Raw genomic sequence first — 26854 nt, forward strand, 5'->3', positions numbered from 1 at the left:
TCCACCAGATTACGGAGCGGAAAATATCAGCTCATCATCTTGGGTGCCTTCAGCCGCTGTCGTTGCGGAAGTCTCCAATCCATAGCCTCCCAATATTTGCTCGGCCTCAACGTCCCTCTCGACACGAGGCTCATTCACCTCCTCGCTCCCGCCGGCTGGAAAAGATCCAGTGCTCCTGTCGCTAGTGGTCTGCCCGCCGCTGCTTGCTGGGCTCCAGGAATCAGGACTCCTCGCCGTTCCGGCCAAAGCCGGTACAACATGAATCTCGCTCATTTGAACCTGCTGTTCCGTATTCCTTTCGCGTAAATCCTCCTCTAGTAATCTCCGCACCGCTGTCTCCAGCTGCTTCTCGGCCCTCTGGACGATATTCGGGTCGCTTGCGATCAGCTTCGCCACCTCCTCATTCGGTGGATAGGTCGGAATTGCCTTCGCCTGCAGCTCAGGCTCGACATAAGTCAGCGCATAGATGGTGGCCTGGTGCAGGTATGCATCCACCAGCGCGCTCGATAGAAGTAGAATCTCTTGCTCGCTCAAGGTCGTCCAGAAGGCAGGAGTCTGCAGCTTATCAATTTTCTTCTTGGATAAAACAATGTAATCCTGGCCCGTCGGGAATTGGACCCTGATATCAACAACGTCCCCTTTGATTAAATTGCTCGGCAGGTACACGGCTTTCATCTCGCGGTGTCTGAGATCGTCCGGCGTCGGCGCTTCTTCGAACAGCATCGATCGGGTAATGGGTGTTCCTTTCAGCAGGCCGATCTTGGCTCCCTTGCCTTCGACCTCATCCTTAAGCGACGCTAAATTCGCTGGTGCAGCGTCGGCTGGAAGGCGAACCTCCTTTAGGTCCTTCGCTTCGATCCGATGTCCGGGCGGGATATCCTTCAATGGAACCCAAGCCGTCTTCATCGTGTTCAAATGCAGCAGCTGGGACTGTTCGAGCTCGGTGATCCGCTGCTCGTATTTGGAGCGCTCCATACTCTGCTTCTCCTTCAGGTCTTGTATAAAATACATCGTGGTGCCGCCACCTACCGCCCCCATTACAGCCGCTCCCGCCAGTCCGGCTACGATCAGCTTACGGCTGCGCCGTCTAATTATCGGCATTGCTTCATCTCCTTCTCGATAATCCGGTCATTTCTTGCGGAAGAGAAATTTGCGTTTCCGCCCGGTTGTTGGTATAAAATCCCGGCAAATTCCGGCGTATGTACGCTCGCTATCCTCCAGCATTTCGAAAGGGTCCAGCTGTAGCGGAAGCCCGACCACCTTCTCCGTTTCGAGCGCACGCTTCACCCGCTGAACGGAATCCGCACCTGCAAGCGGCAGCGCGTAGATCCGATGCGGCTGAGGATGTCTGGACAGCATCCGGGCCAAGGTCACTAAGTCATGCTGCCTCCACTCCGCCCCCGAGCCGATTACGATCGGCAAATCCGCGCGAAGAAATTCCTCCAGCCGCTCGCTATCTCGGTAGGCTCCCAAGTCCAGCACGACCGCCTCATAGCACCCTCCGAGCACTCGGATCACTTCGCCCCTGGAGGTTTGTCGCCAGAAATCTATGCCGTTCAGCTCAAACGTTCGGCTAGTCCCTCCCTGCCCCCCTTCGGCAATGTCCTGAATGCGGCTGAAGGCATTGGCTTTAACACTCATCTCTACGACTGCGACTTTACCGTATTTCGTTGCCAGGAAATGTCCAAGTGCGATGCAGGTATGCGTCGTGCCAACTCCCGGCGACGCGCCTAGAACCGCCGCAACCAGCGTTCCGGCTGCAGACCCCGGGCTGGGCTCCTGAACGGCCGCAAACGTTCGCTGGCGGAATAACGCTTTGCGAACCTCGTCTGTCGACTGGTACCGCTGCTCGGGCGCATACTGCAGCAGCTTTCGGATCACCGGCACCATTTCTCTCGGCAAGTCTCCCCGAATATGCCGCTCCACGCCGGTGATCCATTCGCTGAATCGGCCTGCAGTCGCAAGGTACAGCAGCAATGCGCCTAGACCGTATAAGTCTGATCTCGCATCACTTTGCCTCCCCCCATACTGCTCCGGTGCCGCAAACCCGACCGTGCCGAGCTTAACGGTATCCTCGCTTCCGGCCGACTTATAGCTACGGGCGATCCCGAAGTCAATCAATCGGACCTCCAGCATTCTCGTCAACATAATGTTCGATGGCTTTAAGTCCCTGAATATGACCTGCGGCTCATGGCTGTGCAAATAAGCCAAGACTTCCAGCAGCTGATCCGCAAGGGACATGATAAACTCGGGCGGGACATCCGCCCGCCGCTCCCGGAAATACTTCTCCAAGGTTACACCGTCAATATAATCCATCACCAAATAGGTGCAACCGGTGTCTTCAGTACGAAAAAAATCGACGATCCGCGGCAGGCGGGGATGGTTGAGCTTGACCAGCAGCCGAGCTTCCTCCTCGACCGTGCGCTGCATGGCCGGCTCGGACTGGCTTTCCTTCACCGCCCATCGTTTTCCTGGGAGCTTCAAATCTTCCGCCAAATATACACAGCTCATGCCTCCTTGGCCGATAACGCGATCAATCGCATAGCGTCCGCCCAGCACTTCGCCGTGCACCAATCTCGAAGCATGCGTCATTCTTCGTCCACTCCTTCGCCCTGCATAGGCAACAAAAAAAGGGAAGGCACGCCGTCGTATCGATAATCGATACGAAACGGGATGCTTTCCCTTTGGTTGTTTGGTTAATTTTGGAATCATTATAGACCAGGTTGGTCTCATTTGTAAAGACTTTTTTAATACTTAATCATATAGAGCGTGATCTCATCCCGGTTGTGGAACAGCTGCTTCGCACCCTGAATCTGCATCCGGGCTTCCTCAAATACCGCGATAATCTCCTTAATGAGCGCCATTGGCTTCTTGGTCAGGAGCTTGACGGTAATGACGGCCGTCCCTCCAGTTTGAAGACTGTACAGCAGGCCTGTCACCAATCTGGCCATTTGCTTCGGACTCCAGCTCATATCGCAGACCAACAGATCGAACTCCTGCTCCTTAAAGGATACGTCCGCCGCATTTTTATGAATGACCCGAAGCATCCGGTTCCCCTCTAAGGAAGGGTGCATGCGCGCCGGATCCACAGCCGTCACCTCCAAGCCTTGCTCCAGTAAAAACGAGGTCCAACCGCCGGGGGCTGCACCGATATCCAATGCTCGGCGGAAGCTGCGGAAAGGAATCCCGAACTGCTTTTCGGCTTCGAGAAGCTTAAACTTTGCTCTGGAGATCTGACCCTCCTCGCGTTGGAAGCGAACAGCACCTCCGTTCCAGTCGGACAAATTGTCCTCGGGTTTCGATACGCCCAAATACCAGGTTTCTTCATCGGCAAAGATTGAGATGATCCACTTCGGCTCCTGTACGGTAAATTCAAGCTCAAGCGCTGACAATCGGCTTTGCAGCATATCGCGTAACGCCCCCGGACTATCCGTCCATGAGCTATTTTCACTCTTCCGGATCTGGATCGCAACCCGGCTCCTGCCAATCTCATCGCGATTCAGCAAATACCGCTCCGCCTCGTTAAGCGCTTCTTCCGCTTGACCGGCAGGCAGCTCAACATTCACTGGAAACAGATGCCTCAGAAATATTGGAGGCTGGGATTGAATCATCCTCACCGCCTCTTCTACGGATCTTGCCAATGTAACGAGAAATACTTCGCCGGGTATTAACACGGAGCTTTTCAAGCTGCCGAACATCCGGCGCAGCTCCTCTTGGGCATAGGGGGCGAAACCGTGATTCGCCGTGCATACCAGCTTGCTGTGGAAATCCTGTTGCTGCTCCCGCTCATCATTCACATTCCATTCGTCCAATCGGATTAACCTCCAGAAATAACTTTGATCCAGGGACGACCGCTTTCCCATTCCAGCCGGGCGTCGATATCATAAGTTTGTTTAATAAGTTCGCTGTTCAATACGTCTTCCTTCAGGCCGGATCCTTCAAGCCGTCCTTCCTTAATTAGCGCTACATGGGTGAATAACGGGACAATCTCCTCAATATGATGGGTTACGTAAATGACGGCAACGTCCCGTTTTCCTAATCGGCCAATCTCCTCCAGCATTAGCTCGCGCTCGTACAGATCCAGGCCGGCACAAGGCTCATCCAAAATTAAAAGCTTCGGGTCATGCATTAAGGCACGTGCCAGCATCACCTTTTTCCGTTCCCCTTGAGATAAGGTGCCAAGCGGCTGTTCGGCCAGGTGTCCAAAGCCCATCTCCTCTAGCAGAGCGTAAGCCTTACCGCGGACATCTGCCGGGATTTCCTGATAAAACCGCAAGAACGCATAGGCGCCTGTGGACACAACCTCCCATACCGGATCATGCAGCGTCAGCTTCTCCATTAACGATTGGCTGATATAGCCGATTTCCTTGCGGACCTCCCGGACGTCGCATTGACCATACACATTCCCGAGCACCTCAATCCTACCGCTGCTGGGAAACTGATAGCCGGTCATCAGCTCGAGGAGCGTCGTTTTTCCGGAGCCGTTCCTCCCCAGAATAACCCAATGCTCTCCCGGCCGCACCGTCAACGAAACATCATGCAGGATTTGGCGTTCTCCGCGAACCAGAGATACATGCTGCATCTTGATCATGGCTTCACCCTCCTGACAAAGTTCAAAATATCCTCGACCGATCCCATCCGGTACAGCACTTCTGGCTCCTTATTCGGCGTGCTGCCGGCCGTCATCAAGGCAGGCACGCTTCGAATCTGATACCGGTTTACAACCGCAGGAAGGAAGTTGACATCGGCCTCCAAAATCTCCACGTCCGGGAGAATATGCTCCACGATATGGAGCATTTTGCGGGCTGCCGCGCACGTACCGCAGAATGGCGTGTGCAGAAAGACTACGACCGGCTCGCCTTCCATCTTTCTGCCGGCAAGCCTCTCGAGCCACTCCAGCCGATCCAGCAATTCCCGCTCCGTCACTGCCTTCATCTCGTTCCCTCGGCGATCTCGCGGATCAGCGCTTCCGGCATCGGTCCATTATGGACACGGACATCCTCCGGCATATGCTCATAGAGCATTTCGTACATTTTGCGGCGGCCGTATGGACTCGATGTATGGAGGTATATTTCTTTTGCGCGCAGCTTCTCAGCGATCATGGCCGCCACCACGTCACCACCGTTCATCTGATCGTGTCCCAGCTCATAATCCAGAGACAGCACGTCCACTTCACATTCGCGGAGCATCATCAGACATTCTTCCCCGTTTCGCGCCAAAGCAAATCCTTTCGGATGGGGGCGCCAGTCATCCAAATATAGATGGATCTTCATTGCCTACTCTCCCTTGATTTAAGACCAGGACAATACCGTGGCGATATCTTCCCGATGCGTACCGTCCGGTCCTTTTTCGCTTTCCAGAACAAGTGCCTTGCCGGCAATTTCAGGCGCCAGCGCAAGCTGTTTCAGCGCGTCCGCACCGATCTTCCCTTGACCGATCCGGGCATGGCGGTCTTTCCTGGAGCCGGCACCGTATTTTGAATCATTAAGGTGCACTGCAATCAGATGCTCCCAATACTGCAGCGAGCGTCCTCTGGCAAGCAGCTCCTCCGTATTGGATGGATCCCAGCCCCCTGCGGCGAACAAGTGGCAGGTATCGAGACAAAAGCCTATTTTTTCAGGGTATTTCGCAAGCTGCCTAATCTTCACGCACTCCTCCAGCGTTATGCCCATGGGACCATGATCGCCTGCCTGATTCTCAATTAGGAGCTTGGTCTGTCCCTTCCAATCCGCCAGCACGTCGTTCAAGCATTGGATAATATTCTGATACCCTGCCAGCGGATTATCGCTCTTGAGGTGCCCGAAATGAACGACGATGCCAAGGGATCCGCAGGCTTCTGCGATTACCAGGTCGTTCTTGAGAGAATCCACCGTCAGCCTGTAATGCTCTTCACCGCGCGTGAACCCCGTCGCCATGTTCGTCGGGTACGGCGTATGGGCGATCGAGACCAAATTTTGCTCGCGGCAAAATTTTGCGCATGCAGCGGCATTCGTAAAATCAGGTGCTTTTAAGTGCAGGCTGCGCGGATTTTTCGGAAAATACTGATACGACAGCGATCCCAGGGAAAGGGCATGCTGGGCGGCGGCCAGAAACCCGCCCCGGGTACTGACATGGCTTCCGATCCGCAGCTTAGGTTTCATGCTGGCAATTCGGACAGAAGAATACCTTCCGCCCGGTATGCTCCGTTTTTATAATCGGTGTCCCGCAACGGACGCAGGGCTCTCCTTCACGGTCATATACCTTGCACCTGTCATTGTAAGATCCGGTCAAGGCGTCGCCGGCTTGAAACGGCATTTCCATGTAGCCCCCTCCGTCCGTCGCTTCCGTCATCACCTTAACCGTACTGTCATACAGCTGCTCCAGCGCCTCTGCAGACAGGTCTTGGATTTTCGAGAGCGGATGAATCCGGGCATCAAAGGCGATTTCGTCCGCATAGCAATTGCCGATTCCAGCCATCACCTGCTGATTGACCATGGTGCTCTTCAGCGCACCCCGGCGCTTGCCGATCAGCTCGACAAAGCGAGCTTTGTTCATCCGGCGATCCATCAGCTCCGGCCCGAGATGCTTCAGCGCCTCATCGGTCTCTCTTGCCGTCAGAAAATGCAAATAGCCGAGGCGGAGTCCGATGAAATACAATATCTGGTCTCCAAAAGTGATCTCAACCTGTGTAGAACGCGATGGGCGCTCCTCATCCTTCCGTCCTAAATACAGCATGCCGCCCAGCATGAGATGCAGCAGCAGACGGCCACCATTATTGAGGTGAAACACGAGATGCTTGCCTCTTCGTTCCACAAAAATAACCCTGCTTCCCATGAGGGCCTCCGTAAATTGCTCCATCGTTACATTGAGCGATTTCTCCCGGTTCACGACGACATTCGTGATCGGAATATTAACGATCGTCTGAGTCAATAATCTTCGGTAATTTTCCATTTCCGGCAGTTCAGGCATGATTCATCTTCCCTTTCGTCCATCAGCATCATCAGCTAATTCAATAAGGTTACCTACGGACACAGCAGCCGGGCCGCTTCATCTAAATCCCGGCAAATATATTCCGGCGAAACACCGGCGGCGTCGATATGAGACTGCATATTTTGATCCGTCGTAATTCCTGTTAACACAAGTACCGTTTTGCATCCGGCGTGGACGCCTGCGGCAATATCCGTGCGTATATTATCTCCAACCACGTAAATATCCTCGGTCTGAACCCCGAGACGATCCGCGGCGAATTTCATCAGAATCGATGAAGGCTTGCCGATGACCAGCGGCTTCACACCGGACGCCGCTTCCACGGCCGCTCCAAGCGATCCCGCTCCCGGCATCAGCCCGGCGTCGGATGGAAGGAGCAAATCCGGGTTGGTCAATACCGACGCGGCACCTTCCTGAATCCAGCGAACGGCCCGGGCAAGCGCGTTATAATCAAACGAACGATCGATCCCTTGAACGACATACTGCGGCGATTCCTCAACGATGTGAAGCCCCTGCTCGAGCAGTGCTTGCCGAAGCCCTTCCTCACCCAGCATCGCAACTCTCGCCCCCGGCGTCTCCTCCGCAATATGCTTCGCAGCCGCTAGCGATGAGGTACAGACCTCCTCCGGTAAAGCGGGTATGCCCATATCCCGAAGATGGGCTGCTACCTGCTCCGGGGTTTTAGACGAGTTATTCGTTACGAACAAGTACGGAATGCCTCTTTCCTTCAAACGGAGGATCAGTCGATCCGCCCCTTCGATTCGCATCTTTCCATGATATAGGGTTCCATCCAAATCAATCAGAATCCCTTTCGGTTGTTCCATTGATGTATGCACCTTCTTTATTCCTGTCTTTCATCCGATGAATGATTCATATCGTAAAGCGTTGGCATTTCGTATAAGGTCAGCTTCTTCGAATCTTAATGAGATTATGTATAGCTGGGCCGAACCCGCAGGATTCCGTCCTGTCCTTCGCGCTATCCTGAAACAGCCTAGTACCATTGTAAAGAAGGGGACAGCCTGTTGCAAGGAATCCTCCGTTCGAGTCCTTTCCGTCCTCATGGACGATGTATAGACGACAAGGGTTTGACGAAACCAGCCTTCGTTTTTTTCGCTTCCGCTTCTAGGGCGGTCGAAAGAAATCGAAGGCTGTCCGTGCTTGATCGTTTCTGCAATCGCTTTGTCATATTCTGCGCTTTCCCGGAAAATAATGCTTCATTTCCTGGGGAAATGCCTGCTTAGGTGCTGCGCTGCACCGGGTACAGGCCGAAATCCTCGGCGAGCCGTGTATTCTCAAATACATCCTTCGCTTCTTGCAGCAGCGGCTGCAAATGCTCCACGTCTTTATACCTTGAGCTGAAATGCGTTAAAAACAGCGACTTCACGCCGGCCCGCACCGCTGCTTCTGCCGCTTGCTTGGCCGTACTATGGTAGTACTCATGAGCCAACTCGGCCAAATCCTCCATAAAGGTCGCCTCATGGACAAGGATGTCCGCATCTTTCGCGAGCACCTCTACTCCAGGGCAAGGACGCGTATCTCCGAGAATCGTCACAACTCTACCCTTCTTGGGTGCAAGCAGCACATCCGCGGGATGAATCCATCTTCCGTCCCCTAGCTCTACGCTTTCGCCTCGTTTCAGCTTCCCGTATTGCGGACCCGGCTTCAAACCATAGGCCTCCAGCCGTTTGGGATCGAGGCTTCCGGGCAGATCCTTCTCCACGACCCGGTAGCCATAGCTGTCCGCTCGGTGATCAAGCCCTGCGGCCTCCACGCGGAAGTACTTGTCTTCAAAAATAATTCCGCCGGTGTGCTCGATGATTTCCATTGTATACGGCACACGGGATTGGCTGATCGAGAGCGACGTTTCGATGAACGATTTGATTCCCGGAGGACCGTAGATCGTCAGGGGTGCGGTTACCCCCTGTGCTCCTCGGCTTGAAAGCAATCCGGGCAATCCAAAGACATGATCCCCATGCATATGTGTAATGAATACCTTTTCAAGCTTGGACAGCTTGAGAGGGGATTTCAATATTTGATGCTGCGTTCCTTCCCCGCAATCAAACAGCCATAAGCTTCTGCGTTCCTCAAGGAGACGCAGGGCAATGGACGTAACATTGCGCTGGAGTGAAGGAACGCCGGCATTGGTTCCCAAAAAATACAGTTCCATCCCTCTCTACTCCCTTTCGGTCGCAAACCGGAGAAATCCTCCGAAACGGTCGGAGGATTTCGAACCGGATGCACCGGTATAGTCAAGTTAAGCTTTATCTACATTAAAATAATGGGCCTCAGGATGACTGAATACCATTGCGGATACGGACGCTTCCGGCTCCATCATGAATCCTTCCGTCAGCGCCACGCCGATATCCTCAGGCTGCATTAAGCGGAACAACGGCTCTTGATCTTCCAGATCCGGACAAGCCGGATACCCAAACGATACCCGAATTCCCTGATATCGCGCACCAAGACGCTGCTTCATGGTCATGTCCGCCGGATCCGGGAAGCCCCACGTGTCCCGCATCATATGATGGACCCGCTCGGCAAGCCCCTCGGCTGTCTCCAGCGCGACGGCTTGAAGCGCATGGGAGCGCAGATAATCTCCCTTGTCCTTCCATTGGCTGGACAGCTTGCCGACACCATGACCCGCCGTGACCACCAGAAAGCCCACGTAGTCCATAATGCCGCTGTCCACAGGCTTCAAGAAATCCGCCAAGCATAGATAAGGCTCGACCTGCTGCCTCGGGAACGTGAACGTATGCAGAATCTTTGAATGATCCGACGGATCATAGATGATGATGTCGTTGCCTCTCCCCTGTGCCGGGAAGAAGCGGTACATGGCATGCGCTTGAATGATCCCCGATCGGATCGCTTCATTCAGGATTCCGTCAACCGTTTCCTTCAGCGAGACCGCCTTCGGATCATTCGCCTTCAGCAGCTGCTCAACAGACCCTTTTAAACCGAGGTGATGTCCTAACAGCATCTGCATGTTGATATACGGCAAAATATGCGATATCGGATAATTGCGGAGCACATGGCGCTCCATATCCGGCGGGATATACACCGGCGCCTCGGTTGATATTTTGGAACGGAGCCCTTGGGAAAGCTTCGGCATAACCTTAACGGCCTGCGGGGCGGCGGCATCCGCCTCCATCTCGGCCTCGATATCCTTGGCCATTTCGGCCCGCTGCTGCGGGTCGCTCAGCTTGTTTGCCAGATCCAGACCTTCCATCGCGTCCTTTGCATACAGCACCATGCCGTCATATTCGGGACGAATACGCGTTTTCGTGAATTTTCGCGTCAACGCCGCTCCGCCTACCATGATCGGCACGTCGATGCCAGCGTTTTTCAAATCCTGCGCGGTTAGGACCATTTGTTGAGCGGACTTTACAAGCAGTCCGGACAACCCGATCGCATCGGGCTTTTCGCGCCGATATGCCTCGATAATTTGCTCCGGTGGTACTTTTATACCCAAATTCACAATTTCATAACCATTGTTGGAGAGGATGATCTCGACCAGGTTTTTGCCGATGTCATGGACATCGCCCTTCACCGTCGCCAGCATGATCTTCCCTTTGACCGACGTCTCATTTTTTTCCATAAAAGGCTCGAGATGGGCGACCGATGCTTTCATAACTTCAGCGCTTTGGAGCACCTCGGCTACGATCAGCTCATTATTGTTAAACAGGCGGCCAACCTCGGTCATTCCCGCCATCAACGGGCCGTTGATAATGTCCAGCGGTCCGTATTTCTTCAGCGCTTCATTGAGATCGGGAATCAAGCCTTCCTTGGAGCCTTCAACAACATAGGAAGCAAGGCGCTCCTCCAGGCTTAGATTGGAGACTTTCTCTTTCTTCTCCACCTTTTTATCCCGGAAAGCCGCAACAAATGCCGCCAGCGTCTCATCGTTGGTGCGATAAATCAGATCCTCCGCAAGCTTCCGCTCTTCCTCGGGTATCGACGCATAACGCTCAAGCTTCTCGGTATTGACAATCGCGTAGTCAAGACCTGCCTTGGTGCATTCATATAAATATACCGAGTTCAGCACCTCGCGTCCAGCCTCCGGCAAGCCAAAAGAGACGTTGCTGATTCCAAGAATCGTATGGACCTTCGGCATCGCTTCTTTAATAAGCCGAATCCCTTCAATGGTCTCCTTCGCGGATCCGATGTACTGCTCATCCCCTGTTCCTACCGGAAATACCAGCGTATCGAAAATAATATCCTCCGGCGAAACGCCGTATTTATGAACGAGCAGGTCATACGAACGCTTCGCAACCTTCAGCTTGTCCTCGCGGGTAATCGCTTGACCCTTCTCATCGATCGTTCCAACAACGACCGCGGCTCCGTATTTATGGACCAGTGGAATGACCTTTTCGAATTTTTCTTCACCATCTTCAAGGTTAATGGAGTTAATAATCGCCTTGCCCTGAGAATATTGCAGCGCGATATCAATGACCGCCGGATCCGTCGTATCGATCATGAGTGGAACCTTGACCTTTTTGGCGACCAGTTCCAAAAATTTAACCATATCCTCCGCTTCCTCGCGGTCGGGATCCTGCACGCAAATATCGATAATATGCGCACCGTTCTTAACCTGCGCCCTTGCTATTTCGGAAGCCTCTTCGTATTTCCCTTCCACGATCAAGCGCTTGAATTTGCGGGAGCCCAGCACGTTAGTGCGCTCGCCCACCATATAAGGACGGTTGTCCTGCTCAATGTACACCGGCTCAATGCCCGACAACGCCGGCAGATGCGTCCCCGTCAGCGGGCGCGGGTTAAACCGGCTCATGGCGTCTTTAAGCGCGCTAATATGCTCCGGCGTCGTTCCGCAGCAGCCTCCGGCGATGTTCAGCCATCCCTTTTCCGCAAATGCGGCCATTTTTTGTGCCAGCGACTCAGGGGATTCGTGATACTGGCCATTCTCATCCGGTAAACCGGCATTCGGGTAGCAGCTGATGGCGCTGCGGGACATTTCGGACAGGGAACGGATATGGTCCCGCATGAACTCCGGTCCTGTCGCGCAGTTCAAACCGATCGAGATCGGATTTAAGTGCTCAAGTGATATATAGAAAGCTTCTATATTCTGTCCGGCGAGCGTGGTGCCCATCGGCTCAATCGTTCCGGAAATCATGATCGGCAGCGTAATGCCCGTCTTCTCAAAAGCTTGGCGAATTCCAATGCTGCCTGCCTTCACATTAAGCGTATCCTGCGATGTTTCCAGGAGAAGGGCATCCACCTTGCCCTCGATTAACGCAATCGCTTGCTCTTCATAGCTTGCGATCAGCTCCGCGAAGGTTACGCCTCCCGTTACGGACAGCGTCTTTGTCGTAGGTCCCATTGCCCCGACAACATAACGCGGCTGCTCGGGCGTCGAATATTTATCGGCAGCGGCCCGAGCCAGCCGTGCAGCCTCCAAGTTGATTTCCCGGGCAAGCTGAGGTATATCGTATTCCGCCAGCACAACCGACGTTGCGCCAAAGGTATTGGTTTCGATCAAATCGGCACCTGCAGCCAGATACTGCTCATGAATGTTCTGGATGACATCCGGCCGGTAAATGACGAGTGTTTCATTGCATCCTTCCAGTTCGGCGCCGCCGAAATCGTCAGCCGTGAGGTCCTCTCGCTGGATCATCGTACCCATGGCACCGTCAAGGATTAATATTCGTTCTTTCAGTACTTCCTGTAAGCTAGGCTTGTTCAACTCATAAACCTCCCCGGAAAACGTTAAATCTTAGTGTATCAGAATCCTTTTCAATAGAAAAGGCGAAATATGCGCCACAGCGCGTATTATTCATGATTTACAGATGACAAAACGCGGTGACGCGTCTATAATACATATTAAACCAACTGGAGAAAGAGGGTTAGACCTATGGCAGAAATCGTGATTCGTAATACGAACGAACGCATTAGCGGGGAAGAAAATGTTCGTGAATTCCTGAAAAAACAAGAAGTGCTGTACGAGCATTGGAATATGGATAAGTTCCCGGCTGATCTTCAAGAGAAATTTCAGCTAAGCGATGAGGATAAGCAGCGTATTCTCGACGCATTCGATCCTGAAATTCGTGACCTGGCTGCTAGACGCGGCTACAAAATTTGGGATATCATCACGCTCTCCGAATCCACTCCGAATCTTGAGGATCTGCTCCAAAAATTCGAAGAGGTACACACGCACTCCGAGGATGAAATCCGGGCGATTGTAGGCGGTAAAGGTATTTTCATTATCAAAGGCTCCGAGGACGTAGGTTATTTCAATGTGGAGCTTGAGCCGGGCGATGTCATTTCCGTTCCGGAAAATACGCCTCACTTCTTCACGCTGATGGACAACAAGCAAATTGTGGCCGTACGTCTCTTTATTGAAGAGAATGGCTGGATTGCTACACCGGTGGCGGATCCGCAATTCCAATAATCGACAGCGCTTGATGGATGAACGCTTTTTAATGCTTCCATACGAAAAGGCAGCCCACGGACCCGAAAACGGCGTACCGGTGCTGCCTTTTTGAAATGTTCCGATCGTTTATTCCGTTACCGTTAGCTCCTTAAGCGGCATGGAATGCTGTCCTCTCGCGGTTACATGAGATATGATGCGGTAGGTCCCAGGCTGGTCGAAGGTTTTCTCCAGCTTGTATATTCCTCCCTGGTCATGCTCGATCGGCACCGTTGCCGACAAGCCTCCGCCTTCCTGGGTGACTTCGATCTCAACCGAATCCGCGTCTTCCACAGGCTGACCGGCCTGCGTGACCTTCGCCTCAATAAAAACCTTCTCCCCTGCTGCAACCGTTTCCGGGTTTATCGTCAGATCGACGATAATCGGCTCGGCGAGCGTGTCTTCATCAATATCGGCCTTACTTTCGTTACATGCTGCAAGGGCGACTGCCATCAATACCATCGCCGCGATCAATGCTATCTTTCTTCTTGTCATGCACTACACCTCTTTACAATATCGTGCCTATGTATGCTGCACGCCATGGTCCGGATCTTACAGAATCTGCTCACCATCATTATATCCCAAGAACCTTTTTTTTCGATCTCACGAAGCTTACAATTGTGTGACGTTTCTCACAGGGATTTAACGGGTCGTGATGACAAGATCTCGATAGAAAAACAGCCCGGATTCGCGATTACCGCGTCCAGGCTGTGCCATATGTACTCGTCACTAACGATTTGCTTCTTCGGACGTATCGATTGACATTTTCGTTTTTAAAGCGCAGCCAGGATGGCGTGTAGCTCGGACAGATGCTTAATCTCAAATTCCGGAACAATGGCCGGATCCTTGGGCCGATCTACCCGATTAATCCAAACGGTATGCAGTCCGGCCGCATTGCCTCCCTTGATATCCGTCGTCAGCTTATCGCCGACCATGACAGCCTCTCCAGGCTTCGCGCCAAGCAGTTCAAGCGCATGCTGGAAGATCGACACATCCGGCTTGCCTTTGCCGAAGTCGCCTGAAATGACAATGTGATCGAAATAAGGAACCAGCTCGGGAACACCATCAAGCTTTTCCTGCTGAAGATCAGGGCTGCCGTTTGTGAGCAGCAGCAGCTGCACCTTTCCTTGCAGCTCCTTCAGCACGTCGAATGTTTCTTCATACACATAGGGTCTGGATCTGCGCTCTGACGCAAACCGCTCCGCCAGCGTTTCGGCAAGGCTTTCATTCTCAACGCCAACACGAGCAAGACCGCGACGCCAGGATTCCTTCCGATACATCGGTGCGAGCTCCTGCAATTTCCGGAATTCCGGCTGCGACCCAGCCGTAAAATTCGCCCACAGCCCTTCGAATGGATTGATCCCGATCATCTGGGTAAATGCAAAGGTGTCATAGGATGCGTACAGCGATCTTGCTTCTTCCCGTACCGCATTCAGCAACTCCTTGGCATCAACCCCAGCTGCAGCGGCACCTGCTTCGGCTGTCACTTCAAAAGCTTCTTCCACACTTCGTTCATCCCACAACAACGTATCATCCAAGTCAAACAATACGGCAGTAATCGGCATGTTCTCCCTCTCCCTTTGTTCGTTTAGGCGCTATATATATTAATGATGTTCTACCGGAATATGATGGGCCTTCGCGAACTCTTCAAGCCGTTCTCCCATCGCCTGAGTGTCGTACAAATTGATCATACGCGAAAACACCCAGTTGCCTGCTTTCCCCTTGCCTTGTATGACGACAGAGCCAGAAGCAATTTTAATCTTCTCGATCTCCGAAGCGGCCAATCTTCGCTCCCGATTAAACTTCATGGTGGACACGGATGCGCGTTCGATCTTCAGATAAGGCTTGCGCAGGAAAATCATCAATGCAAGCAGAATGTACAAGCCGACACCGACCCAGTTCAGGACCCCATTGCTATCGCCCGTCGCTTTAGCTGCCGCGGAGCCGAGAAGCGCATAAAGAGCCGCAAGGGCAAGCAATACGATCGGCAGCACATATTTCCGTCCCTTAAACACGTCCATTGTATCGGAAATGGCAGATCCCTGATAGGTGGACATTCCCTGCTTCTTCCGTTTTTTGTTCAGTTGTTGCATATTTTTGCTGACTTTTCGTTCCCAAGATCTTGACATATCGTTCCTCCCAAATCTGATATCGCCTGTGCTATCTATAAAAGTTGAATAAATGAATGGATGTTATGGCAATATACTCCCTTGCCTGCATCGTTTTCTTAAACTCAACTCATTTATATCCGGGAAGCAGCAGTGCTTCGTTCATGCAGCATCCCGGCTTGATAATAAAACATCATTTGAAGCCCTAATGAGTCCTTCAGGATGTATCGACAAAACCTAGTGCTTCAGACGGGGGCCGCCTTTTTGCTCGTTCTCATCGACCCACTCGATCGATTCCAGCTGCTGTCTGAAGTTTCTGCGGATATTGTTAAGGTAGATTTCCCGAAGCTCTGCGCGTTCCTTCATTTCCTCTTCGGTCAAACCCTCGCTTTTCTGCTTACGTGCCAATAGATTGATGCGTTCTACCAAAGTATCGATGTCCATGGTTTCTCCTCCATTTCAAATATCATTATAACTTAACCATGTGAAAAAGAGCTTGTCAAGGCGACCACCCTTGCAAGCTCTTGCATTCAGCGAATATAAACATATTAAGGAATGAATGTCATGATCTATATCATAAAGAGTGCGACAAATTCAATCATTATATAGTAGATTTCAAATACGACCTCATCGATCTGTGAAATGGCGAATTTCACTTCCTACTATATATTAAGATCTAAACCGAACGACTAAGAGTGCCGTTACCTGCATGGACGCTTACCATACCGGCAATGACAATACGTCGCCTGCCTGAATATCCGGACCCTTCAGCCCGTTATTTCTGCGAATGGTATCGATATATACCCGTATGTCCACATTCTCTGGCTTATGAACGGAAGCGATCTTCCACAAGGAGTCACCCGATTGAACAATAACTAGCTTCTCTCCGGTGGGTTCTTCCGTTCCTCCTGCGAACACGGAATATGCGCCTGTCCAACCGAATACAACGATGAGCAGAATGATCAGCAGTTTCGTTAATGGAAGTGAAACGATCTTTGACTTTATCTGATGGATCCAGGCTTCGGAGTCGGAATCCGTCTCTGTCGGTATGTTCTCATAAATGCTGCGGTATGTACTATATTTCAACATGAAATATCATCCCCCAAACAAGTGTTCTCTTAACTACAAATCGATAATAACACGAACACCTGTTTGTTTCAATACCCAATCGAACATTTGTTCCAATAATTTTAGAACTTATGTTTGTACGAACGGCAGTTCTATGTTATAATTTTCCCAAACGTTACTAAATGGGGTTGATACGGCATGTCGAAAATATCCAGCCGCCAGCTGGCGATCTTAGAGTTTATCCGAAACGAAGTTCGTAGCAAAGGCTATCCGCCTTCTGTCCGGGAAATCGGCGAGGCTGTCGGACTAGCTTCCAGTTCAACGGTCCACGGCCATCTTGACCGCCTGGAGAAGAAAGGCTTGATCCGCCGCGACCCTACGAAGCCAAGAGCCATTGAGCTGCTTGGCCAGGAAGAATCCGAGAGCAGCAACCTGTTTACCCACACCATCGCCCGGGTTCCCGTGGTCGGCAAAGTTACAGCAGGTGTTCCGATCACGGCGACCGAGAACATCGAAGATTACTTCCCTCTGCCGCAGCACTATGTCGGGGACGACAAGGTGTTTATGTTGTCCGTCGTCGGTGACAGTATGATCGAAGCAGGCATCCACAGCGGCGATTATGTGATCGTACGTCAACAGCAGACCGCCGATAACGGCGATATTGTGGTGGCCATGACCGAAGAGGACGAAGCAACGGTGAAGACCTTTTACAAGGAGAAGGACCATATCCGGCTGCAGCCGGAGAACCCTAGTTATGAGCCGCTGCGACTTAATCATGTGACGATCCTCGGCAAAGTCATTGGATTGTTCCGCGATGTTCACTAGCATAAAATCTACACATTAGAAGCCCGCTCCCTCTTTCAACAAGAGGATGAGCGGGCTTTATTATTCGGGCGGAGATTTCCACGTTGACGAAAGGAAATTAGCAAGTTGGGCTGATATAGGGATGGCCGATCAAACAAATGACCGGCCATTTTGATATATATTTTTTTATCCGTTGATAACTTCAGTCACGACCTAGTATGATCCGTTACTTCTTCTGAACCGTAATCGACCAGGATGCATCCGTAAGCTGAACGAAATTAGTAATTTTGTGGCCCGCTTCAGCAGCCCAACGCGGAATGCTTTCCGTTGCCTGCGTGCAGTCAAAATCAATCTCCAGTTCGTCGCCGCTTTTTAGAGATTCCATCGCTTCTTTCGCTTCTATCAAAGGAAAAGGACATACCATTCCAAGTACAGCTAATTTTTGTTTCATTAATATAACCTCCTAAGCCGTTGTCGTTTGATAAACTGCCGCCTTCTTCTTGGCGCTGGCACGTGGTCGCACATATACAAAATAAGAAGCTGCCCACGTACCTAAAATCATGAAGAATAATGAAACCCATCCTTGCCATGTCATCATCGCCGTCATGACCAGACCGTTTCCAATAGAGCAGCCGCCTGCCCAGCTTGCCCCGAAGCCCATCAAAATGCCGCCGGAAAAACTGGATACGGCCGTCTTGGCATCAGGAGCCCGAAAGCGAAACTCGCGGCTTCCTTTGGCTGCGATGAACGAGCCGAGGAATATCCCCAGTACAAGGAACACGCCCCAATTCAAATATTTATCGCCATCTCCGGTTACCAGATACTGAAGAATGTTAGCGGAAGGCGTGGTAATTCCTAGCCCCGACATTCTGCCTGTCGCTTCGCTGAGCGGCCATGCCAACAGCGCAACCAATCCGACGAGAATCGCGGTGACGAACGGATGCCATCGTTTCTCGAACAATAGATGGTTAAGGCCTTTACGCTTCGGCGGCAGCGACGGAATAAACACTTTTGGCTTGCGCAGCTGCTTGACGACAAGAAAAATAGTAATCAGAGCAAGTAAAGCGATAAATGGCCATACCGATAAACCGAACGTGGCCGGAATGGAGTTCGTTGGTGTTGAAATTCCTTTGAGGCTGTTGTTCACCGGCGACAGGGCCCCGGATTTCATAACAGCGCTCATCCCCATGTACCCGAAAAGAGCGATCCAGCTTCCAATAAGCCCTTCCCCTGCCCGATACCATGTTCCTGTCGCACAGCCGCCGGCCAATATAATGCCGATTCCAAATATGAAAGAACCAAGGATCGTAGCCAGCCAGTTAAACTCGCCGGCTTGGAACTGAATAAGTCCCATCTGGATCAATGCGAATACGCCGATACTCTGTACGCTGATCGCGATCAGCAAGGCGTAGAACATCCGGTTATCTTTTGTAAGATACATGTCCCGGAATCCACCTGTCAGACAAAAGCGACCCCGCTGCATAACAAATCCGAGTAAAGCACCGCATAATAACCCTGTGATAATCATTTGTGCCAAATTCGATGCCCCCTTATCTATTAATCCGACTAATTCAATATACTTTGTATACTATACGATTTTACTTACACTAATCCAAGGAGTCAATGATTTTTGATCAGGAAAAAAGTTACAAATCCCGATATTTTCTTAGTCGTTTTAATCAACCGCATGTTTCACATGCGGGTTTTGTTCTCTAGTTTGAATATCCATGGGAATCTGCACTAAAAGCTAACCGGGTTTAAAAAAGTTATTAAAAAAAGCACCCCGAAGGATGCTCATTATATATTGCACATCATTCCAGAATAAGGGCTCTCTCCCGGAGATCAAGCCTGTACTCGCGCTCCCCGTCAAAATCGGGCGAGCCTTCGCCTCCCGGCCCTTCCGTTGATTCCAGCACCAATCGATTCATTCTTACCATAGGCTGGCTCAGCGGCTTGTAGTAGGAAGTGACAAAGCTGCCCACTCCTTCCTTGAACGAAAGCGGGAAGGCTTCGCCGGTTCCCCGATCCATGGCGAAAGCATAAATTTCGATGGCATGGCAATCCCGATACTGCGGGGCAAGCAAAAATACGTCCGCATCCTGAAGCGGCAAGCGGATCATTTCAACCGGTTCCGAATTCGGCTGGATAAATGTCCGATCTTCCAACACTCCGATTTCGGTTTCGCTGCCATCTGCAGCTGCGTGGATGACATGATACCTTCCCGAAAAAGAAAGATCCGTTTCAATTCCGAAACAGCTTGGAGCACCGAGCCGTTGAACGGCCTCGCTTCCTTCCGCTACGACGAGCAGCTTCCCTTCCGGCCCGGTCCCTTGCGCACGAACCGTTCCGGCTTGCCGGTTTGCTGCCTCCGTCGCCAGCGGAACCGTCTCTGGCTTCGACTTTGGCGAAAATGGATCTCCTCCCCCCATCCAAAGGATAGCGATAATCAACAAAACGCCGGCGATGGCTGCCGTCCAATTCCTGCGACGCTTGAGCGTCCTTGTACTCCGGCCCTCCCCCTCCTTCAGACGCTTATGCACCCGCCTCTTTAGATCAGGCAGCAACAACTCGGCATCAAACGGCCCATTCTTCGCCCTTTCATACCACCCAGGTTTATGCTCGTTCATATCTGATGCTCCCCCAGTTTGTTCTGTACTTTTTGCCTAGCCCGATACAGCCTGGATTTAACCGTTCCGGCCGCAATCCCCAGCAGCTCGGCAATCTGTTGAATCGGCATATCATAATGAAGATCCAGTACGAGCACCTCTCGGAATTTAACCGGGAGCTCCATGATGATATCCCAGATATCGTCCGTATATTGTCTGTCCAGATACTCCGTCTCCGCCGAGATGCTGTGCCCTGCCGGTTGAATCCGATCCAATAAGGTTACGCGCCTTAGAAAAAATGACTTCTTGTGCCGAAAAGCCGTATGCCGCGTGATCGTAAGCAGCCAAGTTTTCAAACTGGATTGTCCGCGAAAGGTATGTATGCCGTAATAAGCTTTGATAAAGACTTCTTGAGCAATGTCGTCCGCAAGCGCGTGCTGCCCCGTCAAAAAGTATGCGTAATTCCAGATGTCACTGCCGTAATGCTCCATGATCGCGTCTAACGTGTCGGTATCCATGGAAGCCATGTGCTTGACGTATTCGAACTCCAACCGATTCACCTCATCCAATTAGAGTCCAACTCAGGGCGAAAAGTTCCCTTTTATTGAAGAAAAATTTATCCTTCCCGCAGCGAGCACGACTGTCATTAGCAGGTGCAGGCCGTATCCTCCGAGCGACCCAGAATCTTCACAAATTTTCTAGCAATATTTTCCTGTTCTGATGAGCTCAGATGGATGGATATGCCGTCCAAGCTTGAATTTGCCACAAGGCATAGAAAACAGATTTTCTAGGGGTGTTTTGGGGGCACACCCTTCGAAATAACCTCAATAATTAAATTGCCCCCAAGCAAAAAAATCCCCCACGCCATACGGCGCAAGGGATTCCTCTATTAATACATGGTGATGTACTGATCGCGTTCCCATTGGTGAACTTGCGTACGGTACATATCCCACTCGATTTCTTTCAGCTCGTAGAAGTGAGCCAGCGCATGGTCGCCGAGCGCTTCGCAAATCACCTCGTTGCGGACCAGCTCATTCAGCGCTTCCTTCAGGTCGGCCGGCAAGCTTGGAATGCCTTCCTCGATGCGCTCCTCTTCACTCATCACGTAAATGTTGCGGTCAATCGGCGCTGGCAGCGCCAGCTCGCGCTTAATGCCGTCTAATCCGGCTTTCAGCATAACCGCCAGGGCCAGGTACGGGTTAGCGGCCGGATCCGGGTTACGAACCTCAATCCGCGTGCTCAGTCCGCGGGAAGCCGGAATACGAATCATCGGGCTGCGGTTGCTCGCAGACCATGCCACGTAGCAAGGAGCTTCATAGCCTGGTACAAGACGCTTATACGAGTTGACCGTCGGGTTCGTAATCACCGTGAATGCACGGGCATGCTTCAGGATACCGGCCATGTAATGCCGCGCCGTCTTGCTCAGTCCGAGCTCATCCGACTCGTCAACGAATGCATTCTCCGCGCCTTTGAACAGCGATTGGTTGCAGTGCATACCCGAACCGTTCACACCGAAGAGCGGCTTCGGCATAAACGTAGCGATCAGACCATGCTGGCGGGCAATGGTTTTAACTACCAGCTTGAAGGTTTGAATCTGGTCGGCCGCCTTTACGGCGTCTGCATATTTAAAGTCGATTTCATGCTGCCCCGGAGCTACCTCGTGGTGGGAAGCTTCGATCTCGAAGCCCATCTCTTCCAGGGTCAATACGATATCGCGGCGGCAGTTCTCGCCAAGGTCTGTAGGGGCGAGGTCAAAGTATCCGCCTTGGTCGTTCAATTCCATCGTCGGATTGCCTTTTTCATCGGTCTTGAACAAGAAGAACTCCGGCTCTGGGCCGACATTCATCGAGGTGAAGCCCATTTCTTCGGCTTCCTTCAGGCATCGCTTGAGTATACCGCGAGGATCACCTGGAAAAGGTGTGCCGTCAGGCAGATACACGTCGCAAATCATACGGGCAACGCGATCTTCGGATACCCATGGGAAAATCATAAACGTATCCAGGTCCGGGTACAGATACATATCGGATTCCTCGATACGCACATAACCTTCGATGGAAGAGCCGTCGAACATCATTTTATTATCAAGCGCTTTAGGCAGTTGGCTTACCGGAATTTCAACGTTCTTAATGGTCCCGAGCAAGTCCGTGAACTGCAAGCGGATAAAACGAACATTTTCCTCTTTGCAAATGCGTAGTATGTCCTCTTTGGTATAACTCACTTTACCCTCTCCTTTGTCATGAATGGCTTGGTCAAGAATTAAACTGCTTCTTTATTTATTAAAAAACCGGGATAACTCCCCTTGAATCAATGAAACCTGACCCGGTCTTTTAGCGGTAATCAATTCCTGCTTCAGTAAACGCCGCAGCTGAGACTCCGACATTTCCCGGCGTTTGCTTTCCGTATCCGCAGTGATCACGGTAGCCTCCTCGGACTCCTTCGTGACAGGGTTCATGACCTGCTTGATGCCGGCGATATTGACGCCCTTCTCAATCAATGCCTTGATCTCCAGGAGACGCTCGACATCATTGAAGGAGAACAGGCGCTGATTACCAGATGTGCGTGCGGGGACAATCAAATTATGCTGTTCATAATAACGAATTTGTCTGGCGGATAAATCCGTAAGCTTCATCACGATGCCAATCGGAAATAACGCCATATTCCTCCGAATCTCATCACCCATATCTCATCAACCTTCCAAGTGGTCTATTCTGATCTTATTGTACATTTCCTGATCAGCTGCGTCAACCGCATGTAAGAATAACTCACAAGAGATTGCGATCCTTCATTCGTTGAAGTGACATAAGTACCCCGTATTTAACATGAGAATAGGTTAGCCCGCCCTGCATATAACCGATATAGGGTTCACGAATCGGCGCGTCTGCGGACAGCTCCAGGCTTCCTCCTTGAATAAAGGTTCCTGCCGCCATAATCACCGGATGCTCATAACCCGGCATGTCCCACGGCTCAGGCACGACGTGACTGTCAACCGCTGCCGCTCTCTGAATACCTTGCACGAAAGCGATCAGATGCTCCGGGCTTGTAAACGACACCGCTTGGATCAGGTCGGTCCGCGTCTCTTTCCAGCCTGGCTTGGTTATGAAGCCGACCGCTTCGAACATAGCCGCTGCATATAGGCTTCCTTTCACCGCCTGTCCAACCGTGGAAGGGGCAAGAAACAGCCCTTGATACATCGAGCGCGTCGTTCCGAGCATAGCCCCCACTTCGCGTCCGATGCCGGGAGCGGTCAAGCGGTAAGCGGCCAGTTCCACGTAGGATTCCTTGCCGCAAATATACCCTCCGGTTTCTGCAATGCCTCCTCCTGGATTTTTGATCAGCGAGCCGGCCATCAAATCCACGCCAACCTCGGTAGGCTCCATCGTTTCCGTAAATTCACCGTAACAGTTGTCGACAAACACGATCAAATCCTCGCGAATCGCTTTGAGCCGGCTGACCATCTCGCCAATTTGGGACACCGTGAAAGAAGAGCGCCAATCATATCCTCTGGAGCGTTGAATCCCGATAACCTTCGTCTCCGGTTTAATCGCCTTCTCCACACCTTCCCAGTCGATGCCGCCTTCTTCGGTCAGCGCTACCTCTCCATACCCGATGCCGAAATCCCGCAGCGAGCCGGTGCCGTCGCCCGCTTGTCCGATGACCTTATGCAGCGTATCGTAGGGTCGTCCGGTAATATACAGCAGCTCATCCCCCGGGCGCAGCACGCCGAATAACGCAGCCGAAATCGTATGGGTCCCGGAAGCAAAATGCGGACGTACCAGCGCGGACTCGGTCCCGAACACTTCCGCATACACCTCGTCCAGCACTTCCCGCCCGCGATCATTATATCCATAACCGGTGGAATTCGCGAAGTGATAGTCGCTCACCTGGTATTTCTGGAAAGCATCGATCACCTTCCACTGGTTAAAGTCTACGATCCGGTCGATCTCACGTACCCGATCTGCTATGTTCCATTCAATCTGCTCGCTTAAATCCATTAAATCTTGCGAAAATTTCACCATCTCGTACAGCTCTCTCCTCTATAACACATCATGTCTCACATCTTAACATATTTCGCTTGGTGGTTGCGACCGTTGACCTCTCGATCCGTTTGCATGATCTACTTCTCTCCTCAGGCATAAGGCAGCGGACCACCTTACAACGCCGCACGGACAGGCCTGCCCTGTCACCCGCGGTTCCCCTTGATTCCATCATTGGTCCAACCATTTCTTTTAAGAGTATCCGGGTCGGCCAACTCCGCCCAACCGCAAATAAAGCCCCGGAATTGGGGCTCTACTTGCAATTGATTTCGTATTCTGATTCATGCCTCGCTTACTTTCACGATCCGTCCTTCATCCCGCAACAAGCATACTATCATCCGCGGTTTCACCGCCGGCATGCGGCCTAACGATAGACAATCAACCATGACTATAGACAACAACCATGTAGACGATCGCTGCCGCTATGCCGCTCATTGCTGGACATAATCCTCCAGAAGATATCCCATTTTTTCGTAATCGGCCTTGTTGATCCTCACCTCGTACAAAATATCGGACTCGTCAAAGGTTTGCTCAATGACATCTCCTACCCGGTACACAACCGAGCTTAAATCGCCCCGGTCAGCCGGAATCCGGAACGTCACGTTCCCGCCAGATAAACGCTCCTGGATCGTTTCGCGGACGCTGGTCAAATCTTCGTCATCATAAGCGCTGATCTTCAAGTAGCCGTCTCCGGAAGGCAGCATTTCTAGCTGCTCCGGCTGGCAGGCGTCCTTCTTATTGAACAGGACAATTTGCGGTTTATCCGCTGCTCCGAGGTCCTCCAGAATCGATTGGACGACCGCCATCTGCTCCTCCCGCATCGTGGAGGACGCATCGACCACATGGAGAATCAGGTCCGCTTCGTTGGCCTCCTCAAGCGTTGCGCGGAATGCCGCTACCAGATCATGTGGCAGGTTCTGAATGAATCCGACCGTATCCGTCAGCACGACTTCCTTGCCGCTAGGCAGCTCCAGCACTCTGGAGGTCGGGTCGAGTGTTGCGAACAGCTGATTCTCAATGTAAACGTCGGCATTGGTCAGACGGTTCAGCAGGGTGGACTTCCCCGCATTCGTATAGCCTACCAAGGCTACCTGGACGGCACCGCTCTTCTTGCGGCGCTCGCGGTGAAGATTGCGATGCCGCGTTACTTCATCCAGCTGGCGTTTCAAATCGCTGATCCGGTCGCGGATATGCCGGCGGTCCGTCTCCAGCTTGGTTTCACCCGGTCCGCGTGTCCCGATCCCTGCCCCGAGGCGCGACAGGTTCTTGCCGTGACCCGACAGACGCGGCAGCAAATAGGTGAGCTGCGCCAGCTCAACCTGGATGATGCCCTCTCGCGTCTTGGCCCGCTGTGCAAAAATATCGAGAATCAGCTGGGTCCGATCAATGATCTTCACATCCAGCGCTTCCTCCAGATTACGAACCTGGGCCCCTGAAAGCTCCTGGTCAAAAATAGCCGTAGTCGCTCCGAGGCCGTCAACAGCCATGCGCAGCTCCTCTACTTTTCCTTTACCGATAAACCATTTCGAATCCGGCGTTTCCCGGTTCTGCGTGATGACATCCAGCACGGTCACGCCTGCCGTCTCGGCAAGCTGCACCAGCTCCTGCAGCGAATGCTCCGGATTGATGCCTGAGCGCTTCACCGCATCGGTCACCAAGCTCACCAATATCGCTTTATCTTCAATCTCGGTCGAGGTATCATGTGTTATATTTGCCATATATCCAGCTCCTTTGAACAATAACGTACCTTAAAACATATACAACCCGCATTCGCCCCTTCTAAACCAACCCTTCAAAGCGAATGCTGCGTTACCTCTTCATTATGGCCGAAAAACCGCGGCAAATCATTGTAATTTTCCGTTTAATTTAAAGTCTTCCGGCCGAAGCGTCATCAGCTCCAGCTTTCCGGGGTTCCCCGTGACATACTGATTCAGAAGACGGACCGATTGATTGCGGATCGATTTCTCGATCAAATTGCGAACATAACGGGCGTTGCTGAACGCATGCAGCCGCTGCTCCTTCTCGTTCTGCAGATGCTCCTTGAGCTTCCCGAGCGACTGGGGCATGAGGATGTAATCGCGCTCCTTCGCCATCAGCTCGGAGATTTGGATCAGCTGATCCAAATTATAATCCGGGAATTCCATCTGAATCGGAAAACGGGAATGCAGGCCGGGATTCGTGCTCATAAAAAAATCAATCTCATCGCTGTAGCCGGCCAGAATGAGCACAAACTGATTCTTGTGATCCTCCATCGCTTTTACCAGCGTATCGATCGCTTCCTTGCCGAAATCCTTCTCGCCGCCCCGCGCCAAGCTGTACGCCTCATCGATAAACAGAATACCGCCCAGCGCCTTCTTCACCAAATCTCTCGTTTTCTGTGCCGTATGGCCGATGTATTCGCCGACGAGATCCGCCCGCTCTACCTCGACGAGATGCCCCTTATTGAGCACCCCCATCTTCTGAAACAGCTTAGCGATGATGCGGGCTACCGTCGTTTTGCCAGTTCCGGGATTTCCCTTGAAAATCATATGGAATACATGACCGCCGCTGAGCAAGCCCGCCTCTGATCTCATCTGGGCCACCTGAAGCAGGGCATAAATTTCAAAAACCAGCTCTTTAATTTGATCCAAACCTACAAGCTGATCCAGCTCCTTCTGTATTTCCTGGAATAGACTGTGCTGGGAAACAGGGTTTGGCGAAGGGGACGGTTCCCGCTCGGGAACTGCGCTGCTGATAAGCGGAGGTTCCGCGCTGCGGAGCACGACATTAATCTGTCTGGATGGCCGTCCTTCAGATCGGCCGTTTGCGGCCGTTACTCGCCCGTTCATAGCTCCTCACCTCTTTATCCAA

The 26854-nt window shown here is 52.0% G+C and carries 27 protein-coding genes; 2 read left to right on the forward strand and 25 right to left on the reverse strand.

The genetic code is table 11. The features are described from left to right. Nucleotides 1-9: 9 nt before the first annotated feature. The 11 genes from NST44_RS24075 to metH all read right to left on the reverse strand — a co-directional run bounded on the left by NST44_RS24075 (nucleotide 10) and on the right by metH (nucleotide 12661). Nucleotides 10-1101: an SAF domain-containing protein gene (locus tag NST44_RS24075; RefSeq protein ID WP_007129984.1), complete on the reverse strand. Its 1092-nt coding sequence runs from the start codon at nucleotides 1099-1101 to the stop codon at nucleotides 10-12. A 27-nt stretch (nucleotides 1102-1128) separates the two neighbouring features. Continuing rightward, complete coding sequence (locus tag NST44_RS24080; RefSeq protein ID WP_340900794.1) at nucleotides 1129-2592, reverse strand: serine/threonine protein kinase; 1464 nt, start codon at nucleotides 2590-2592, stop codon at nucleotides 1129-1131. A 155-nt stretch (nucleotides 2593-2747) separates the two neighbouring features. Next, nucleotides 2748-3812 carry an SAM-dependent methyltransferase gene (locus tag NST44_RS24085; protein WP_340900796.1) on the reverse strand — a complete coding sequence of 355 codons (1065 nt, stop codon included), beginning with the start codon at nucleotides 3810-3812 and terminating at the stop codon, nucleotides 2748-2750. Between the two features lie 5 nt (nucleotides 3813-3817). Continuing rightward, nucleotides 3818-4591, reverse strand: a complete 774-nt coding sequence (locus NST44_RS24090) for an ABC transporter ATP-binding protein (RefSeq protein ID WP_028403539.1) — start codon at nucleotides 4589-4591, stop codon at nucleotides 3818-3820. Next, a complete protein-coding gene (locus NST44_RS24095; RefSeq protein ID WP_007129980.1) occupies nucleotides 4588-4935 on the reverse strand; it encodes a thioredoxin family protein in 348 nt (115 codons plus the stop codon). The genes NST44_RS24090 and NST44_RS24095 overlap by 4 nt, the downstream gene beginning before the upstream one ends. Further along, nucleotides 4932-5273, reverse strand: coding sequence for a cyclic-phosphate processing receiver domain-containing protein (locus tag NST44_RS24100; protein WP_007129979.1), 342 nt, complete (start codon nucleotides 5271-5273; stop codon nucleotides 4932-4934). The genes NST44_RS24095 and NST44_RS24100 overlap by 4 nt, the downstream gene beginning before the upstream one ends. 18 nt (nucleotides 5274-5291) lie before the next feature. Beyond that, nucleotides 5292-6140: a deoxyribonuclease IV gene (locus NST44_RS24105; protein ID WP_007129978.1), complete on the reverse strand. Its 849-nt coding sequence runs from the start codon at nucleotides 6138-6140 to the stop codon at nucleotides 5292-5294. After that, nucleotides 6130-6948, reverse strand: a complete 819-nt coding sequence (gene mutM, locus NST44_RS24110) for a DNA-formamidopyrimidine glycosylase (RefSeq protein WP_007129977.1) — start codon at nucleotides 6946-6948, stop codon at nucleotides 6130-6132. Before mutM ends, NST44_RS24105 begins: the two co-directional genes overlap by 11 nt. 53 nt (nucleotides 6949-7001) lie before the next feature. Continuing rightward, nucleotides 7002-7790, reverse strand: coding sequence for a TIGR01457 family HAD-type hydrolase (locus NST44_RS24115; RefSeq protein WP_007129976.1), 789 nt, complete (start codon nucleotides 7788-7790; stop codon nucleotides 7002-7004). Nucleotides 7791-8203: 413 nt separating this feature from the next. Beyond that, entirely contained in the window at nucleotides 8204-9133 is a 930-nt protein-coding gene (gene rnz / locus NST44_RS24120; RefSeq protein WP_007129975.1) for a ribonuclease Z, read from the reverse strand. 87 nt (nucleotides 9134-9220) lie between these two features. Next, the gene (gene metH, locus NST44_RS24125; protein WP_007129974.1) at nucleotides 9221-12661 is read right to left on the reverse strand and encodes a methionine synthase; all 3441 of its coding nucleotides are present in this window, start codon (nucleotides 12659-12661) and stop codon (nucleotides 9221-9223) included. 168 nt (nucleotides 12662-12829) lie between these two features. Between metH and NST44_RS24130 the strand changes: the two genes are divergently transcribed. Continuing rightward, complete coding sequence (locus NST44_RS24130; RefSeq protein ID WP_007129973.1) at nucleotides 12830-13366, forward strand: cupin domain-containing protein; 537 nt, start codon at nucleotides 12830-12832, stop codon at nucleotides 13364-13366. A gap of 108 nt (nucleotides 13367-13474) precedes the next feature. On the opposite strand, the gene NST44_RS24135 is transcribed toward NST44_RS24130, so the two are convergent. The 5 genes from NST44_RS24135 to NST44_RS24155 all read right to left on the reverse strand — a co-directional run bounded on the left by NST44_RS24135 (nucleotide 13475) and on the right by NST44_RS24155 (nucleotide 16581). After that, the gene (locus NST44_RS24135; RefSeq protein WP_007129972.1) at nucleotides 13475-13879 is read right to left on the reverse strand and encodes a FixH family protein; all 405 of its coding nucleotides are present in this window, start codon (nucleotides 13877-13879) and stop codon (nucleotides 13475-13477) included. A 278-nt stretch (nucleotides 13880-14157) separates the two neighbouring features. After that, nucleotides 14158-14949, reverse strand: a complete 792-nt coding sequence (locus NST44_RS24140) for an HAD family hydrolase (RefSeq protein WP_007129971.1) — start codon at nucleotides 14947-14949, stop codon at nucleotides 14158-14160. 39 nt (nucleotides 14950-14988) lie between these two features. Further along, nucleotides 14989-15513: a hypothetical protein gene (locus NST44_RS24145; RefSeq protein WP_007129970.1), complete on the reverse strand. Its 525-nt coding sequence runs from the start codon at nucleotides 15511-15513 to the stop codon at nucleotides 14989-14991. Between the two features lie 216 nt (nucleotides 15514-15729). After that, the gene (locus NST44_RS24150) at nucleotides 15730-15936 is read right to left on the reverse strand and encodes a DUF896 domain-containing protein (RefSeq protein ID WP_007129969.1); all 207 of its coding nucleotides are present in this window, start codon (nucleotides 15934-15936) and stop codon (nucleotides 15730-15732) included. Between the two features lie 273 nt (nucleotides 15937-16209). Beyond that, on the reverse strand, nucleotides 16210-16581 hold the full coding sequence (locus tag NST44_RS24155) for a LysM peptidoglycan-binding domain-containing protein (RefSeq protein ID WP_007129968.1): 372 nt from the start codon (nucleotides 16579-16581) through the stop codon (nucleotides 16210-16212). 177 nt (nucleotides 16582-16758) lie between these two features. Here NST44_RS24155 and lexA point away from each other — a divergent pair, with 177 nt between their 5' ends. After that, a complete protein-coding gene (gene lexA, locus NST44_RS24160) occupies nucleotides 16759-17385 on the forward strand; it encodes a transcriptional repressor LexA (RefSeq protein ID WP_007129967.1) in 627 nt (208 codons plus the stop codon). Between the two features lie 205 nt (nucleotides 17386-17590). On the opposite strand, the gene NST44_RS24165 is transcribed toward lexA, so the two are convergent. From NST44_RS24165 to NST44_RS24205, 9 genes are all read right to left on the reverse strand, one after another. After that, nucleotides 17591-17815, reverse strand: a complete 225-nt coding sequence (locus NST44_RS24165; RefSeq protein ID WP_007129966.1) for a sulfurtransferase TusA family protein — start codon at nucleotides 17813-17815, stop codon at nucleotides 17591-17593. 12 nt (nucleotides 17816-17827) lie between these two features. Continuing rightward, entirely contained in the window at nucleotides 17828-18892 is a 1065-nt protein-coding gene (locus tag NST44_RS24170) for a YeeE/YedE family protein (RefSeq protein WP_034272143.1), read from the reverse strand. A gap of 283 nt (nucleotides 18893-19175) precedes the next feature. Continuing rightward, complete coding sequence (locus tag NST44_RS24175) at nucleotides 19176-19991, reverse strand: hypothetical protein (RefSeq protein ID WP_007129964.1); 816 nt, start codon at nucleotides 19989-19991, stop codon at nucleotides 19176-19178. Beyond that, nucleotides 19988-20530 (reverse strand): RNA polymerase sigma factor, encoded by a 543-nt coding sequence (locus NST44_RS24180; protein WP_321184922.1) that lies wholly within the window; start codon nucleotides 20528-20530, stop codon nucleotides 19988-19990. Before NST44_RS24180 ends, NST44_RS24175 begins: the two co-directional genes overlap by 4 nt. A 329-nt stretch (nucleotides 20531-20859) precedes the next feature. Beyond that, nucleotides 20860-22188 (reverse strand): type I glutamate--ammonia ligase, encoded by a 1329-nt coding sequence (gene glnA, locus NST44_RS24185; protein WP_007129962.1) that lies wholly within the window; start codon nucleotides 22186-22188, stop codon nucleotides 20860-20862. A gap of 51 nt (nucleotides 22189-22239) precedes the next feature. After that, the gene (locus NST44_RS24190; protein ID WP_007129961.1) at nucleotides 22240-22650 is read right to left on the reverse strand and encodes a MerR family transcriptional regulator; all 411 of its coding nucleotides are present in this window, start codon (nucleotides 22648-22650) and stop codon (nucleotides 22240-22242) included. Between the two features lie 82 nt (nucleotides 22651-22732). Continuing rightward, complete coding sequence (locus NST44_RS24195) at nucleotides 22733-23986, reverse strand: methionine gamma-lyase family protein (protein ID WP_213615120.1); 1254 nt, start codon at nucleotides 23984-23986, stop codon at nucleotides 22733-22735. Nucleotides 23987-24435: 449 nt separating this feature from the next. Further along, nucleotides 24436-25722, reverse strand: a complete 1287-nt coding sequence (hflX, locus tag NST44_RS24200) for a GTPase HflX (RefSeq protein ID WP_213615122.1) — start codon at nucleotides 25720-25722, stop codon at nucleotides 24436-24438. Nucleotides 25723-25848: 126 nt separating this feature from the next. Beyond that, nucleotides 25849-26832 (reverse strand): AAA family ATPase, encoded by a 984-nt coding sequence (locus NST44_RS24205; RefSeq protein WP_213615124.1) that lies wholly within the window; start codon nucleotides 26830-26832, stop codon nucleotides 25849-25851. Nucleotides 26833-26854 lie beyond the last annotated feature (22 nt).

The organism is Paenibacillus sp. FSL W8-0919 (assembly GCF_038003785.1).
Taxonomy (GTDB): Bacteria; Bacillota; Bacilli; order Paenibacillales; family Paenibacillaceae; genus Paenibacillus_AQ; species Paenibacillus_AQ lactis.